This is a genomic window from Noviherbaspirillum sp., assembly GCF_036846085.1.
Taxonomy (GTDB): Bacteria; Pseudomonadota; Gammaproteobacteria; order Burkholderiales; family Burkholderiaceae_D; genus Noviherbaspirillum.
This window is the reverse complement of sequence record NZ_DAIUCO010000373.1, coordinates 1-3,428: the sequence shown is the minus strand read 5'-3', so window position 1 is coordinate 3,428 and position 3,428 is coordinate 1. Positions and strand designations below refer to the sequence as shown.

Annotated in this window: 3 protein-coding genes; all 3 read left to right on the top strand. The window is 58.5% G+C overall.

Going from position 1 to position 3,428, the window contains the following annotated elements; genetic code table 11:
* Nucleotides 1-194 (top strand): hypothetical protein (locus V7080_RS24845; protein ID WP_334191054.1); only part of this gene is annotated, 194 nt, incomplete at its 5' end.
* Nucleotides 195-319: 125 nt separating this feature from the next.
* A complete protein-coding gene (locus V7080_RS24840; protein ID WP_334191053.1) occupies nt 320-1,087 on the top strand; it encodes an SDR family NAD(P)-dependent oxidoreductase in 768 nt (255 codons plus the stop codon).
* 518 nt (nt 1,088-1,605) lie between these two features.
* Nucleotides 1,606-3,428: putative bifunctional diguanylate cyclase/phosphodiesterase (locus tag V7080_RS24835; RefSeq protein ID WP_334191052.1), on the top strand; the 1,823-nt coding region annotated here is incomplete at its 3' end.

The following is a 3,428-nucleotide window of genomic DNA, read 5'->3' as shown; positions in this document are numbered from 1 at the left end:
GTGTAGCCAAGGGCTGCCACGAGCAGGAGTTTCTTGAACATGAAAATGCCGGGAAAAAGATGGGTCAAAGAAAATTGACGAGAGGAAATAATAATACTCTGTTAGCCACTGGCAACAAGGTATCCGGCAGGCACAAAATGAAAAAATTTTTCAGGTGTTGCGCAGATGCCTTAGCGGCTGCAGCAAAGGCGTAGGGGGAAGTGCGGCGGAATGGCGGACTTTTACGGTCGCCGGCGACGTAAGCCGATTTGGCGGACAATTTCTCCACCCGCGAATCGGGCCAGAGAAACCAATCCCATCAGAACAACCAGGAGATTCCATGCAAAACATGAAGGACAAGGTGGTGATCGTCACCGGCGCGTCGAGCGGCATCGGTGCCGCCTGTGCGACGACGCTGGCGGCGAACGGCGCCAAAGTCGTCGTCAACTACAGCCGGAGCGAAAATGATGCGCTGGCAGTGGCGGAGCAATGCACCCGACTCGGCGGCGAGGCGATGCCGCTGCAGGCTGATGTATCGAAGGACGCGGATTGCCGCCGCTTGGCACAGCAGGTACTGGACCGCTGGGGCCGGATCGACGGCCTGATCAACAATGCGGGAACGACCAAGTTTGTCGATTTCGCCGACCTCGACGGCTTGAGCGCGGCCGATTTCCAGGATATCTATGCGGTCAATACGGTAGGACCGTTTCAAATGGCACGCGCCTGCGCTCCCGCGTTGCGCGCGAGCGGCAGGGGCGCCATCGTCAACATATCGTCGATTGCCGGCGTTCGTGGCGCCGGATCGTCGATCGCTTACGCGGCATCCAAGGGCGCGCTCAACACCCTGACCATTGCGCTGGCCAAGACACTCGGACCGCAGATCCGGGTGAACGCCATCTGCCCCGGCTTCATCGAGGGCAAGTGGCTGAGAGCGGGACTGGGCGACGAACGATATGAGGCGCGTCGCACTATGTATATGGAGCGCGCCCCGTTGCAGGATGTGGTCGAACCGGCCGATGTGGCGGACACCGCGTTATGGCTGCTTTCCGGTGCGGCGAAAACCACCGGTGAATTGATCATGGTCGACAGCGGCTTCAATCTTGCCTGATTGATCACGATGGGCCGGCATGCATCCAACGCATGCCGGTTGTTCAACCCGACCAGAGATGGCATTTTTTCAATCTGTTGTTCGCCGCAACATCCCAGCGGCGCTGTCGTTTCAACAACCTTTCTCTCTTCTCTTTCCCGCAGGAACCACAAAGGTTTAGCAGCGGAAATTATTTCAATTCCATGTGGAAAGTTGCGATGTATTTACCACAATAAATTCTTCCATCAATGCATTTTTTGATGGATTCAGGGAACGTTGAGGTACCTCCTACTTCTAAAGTCAATCGCTACAGTTTGTTATGGCGTGCGGAAATAATGCGCAAACGCAATACGACGAACAGACACTAAGAGATCATGTTGCAGCATCTCTGCTGCCGCGTATTTTCTGCCTTGCTTTGTGTCGCCGACGCATGCCACGATCGATACGCTCTTTGGTATTGCATATGACGAGGTCACGCCATGGTGCACGAGACAGGGAAACAGTTCGCCGTTTTACCCGCCTTGAATGAGAGAAAAGAATTGTTGAAGCCCAAAGTACTCCTCGTCAACGACCATCCTGCCAGCCTGCTCGCACTGAAGACCCTGCTGCTCAGCGCCCCTGAGGCCGAGCACTATGAAGTCGTGACCGCGACTTCCGGTGCACAGGCTTTGCGCGAGGTCCTCGACCACAATTTCGCTGTCATCCTGCTCGATGTCAGCATGCCGGGGATGGATGGCTTTGAAACCGCCGAGATTATTCATACCCACCCCCGCTCCGCGTTCGTTCCGATCATCTTCATTACTGCGCATTACGCGGATGAGATGAATCGTCTGAAGGGTTACCAGCATGGTGCGGTGGATTACCTGATCAGCCCGGTCATTCCGCAGATCCTGCACAGCAAGGTTTCCGTTTTCATCGAGCTGGCGAAGAAGAACCTGCAACTCCAGTTCCAGAAGGATGAACTGGCGATGCTCAATCGCGACATGCAGGCGCAGCAGATGGAGGATCTCAAGCGCATCAACGCCGCTCTCGAGCTTGAAATCATCGAGCGCCGGCAGGCGCAGGAACGCGCCCATGCCCTGGCGACCAAGGATCCCCTGACCGGCTTGCTGAACCGTCGCTCGCTGACCGAATCGCTGGAGCATGCCATTGCCAAGGCAGCCCGGCAGAATGAAAAACTGGCGCTGCTGTTCCTGGACATGGACCGCTTCAAGGCGATCAACGACACGCTCGGCCATGATGCCGGCGACGAGCTGCTGCTGCAGGTGGCGGAACGCATCACCGGCGCGGTCCGCGGCTCCGACATGGTCGCCCGCCTGGGCGGCGATGAATTCGTCGTGCTGATGGAAGCACTCCCCTCCTACACCGCCGCGGCGGAAGTGGCAAAGAAAGTCGCCAAGGCCAACAGCAAGCCCTTTACCATCGGATCGCAGCACATCAAGACCTCGGTCAGTATCGGCATCAGCCTTTTCCCCCAGGACGGCACCACCGTGCACACATTGATGCGCAGCGCCGATCTCGCGATGTACCACGCCAAGCAGGAGCGGCGCGGCAGCGTGCAGTTCTTCCACGAGGAACTCAATGCCCGCCTGCTGGAACGATGCCAGCTCGAACATGAATTGCAGCATGCGCTCGAACACAATGAGTTCGAGCTTTACTACCAGCCGAAGGTCGATACCCGCACCGGCCGCATCGCGGGCGTCGAAGCCCTGCTGCGCTGGCATCACCCGCGCATGGGCCTGCTGTCCGGCGGCGATTTCATCCAGGCCGCGACCGAGACCGGCCAGGTCATTCCGATCGGCGAATGGGTGATTTCGAGCGCATGCGCGCAGGCCAAGCGCTGGCAAGACGCCGACAGCGGCTATCCATCGGTGCCGATCGCGGTGAATATCGCGATACCGCAGATCTATGCAGACCTGCCCGACGTCATCTACCGCGCGCTGCGGGAACATGATGTACCGCCATCCAGCCTGCAGCTGGAGATTACCGAGTCCCTCCTGATCCGCGATCTCGACAAGGCGAGCTCCGTCCTGCGCGAGATCAGCGAAAGCGGGATCACCATCGCGATCGACGATTTCGGCACCGGCTACTCCTCCCTATCGGTACTGAAGGCGCTGCCGATCGACATCCTGAAGATCGACCAGTCGTTCGTCCGCGATCTCGGCAAGGACCTCGGCGACAACGCCATCGTCGCCGCCATCGTCAATATGGCCCGCGCCCTGGCGCTGAGGGTGGTGGCCGAAGGCGTCGAAACCCAGGAACAGTTGAATATCCTGCGGGACCTCGGATGCGACGAGCACCAGGGATACTTTTACAGCAAGCCGCTGCCCGCCCTCTCCCTCGCGGAGCAGTTGTTCCACAA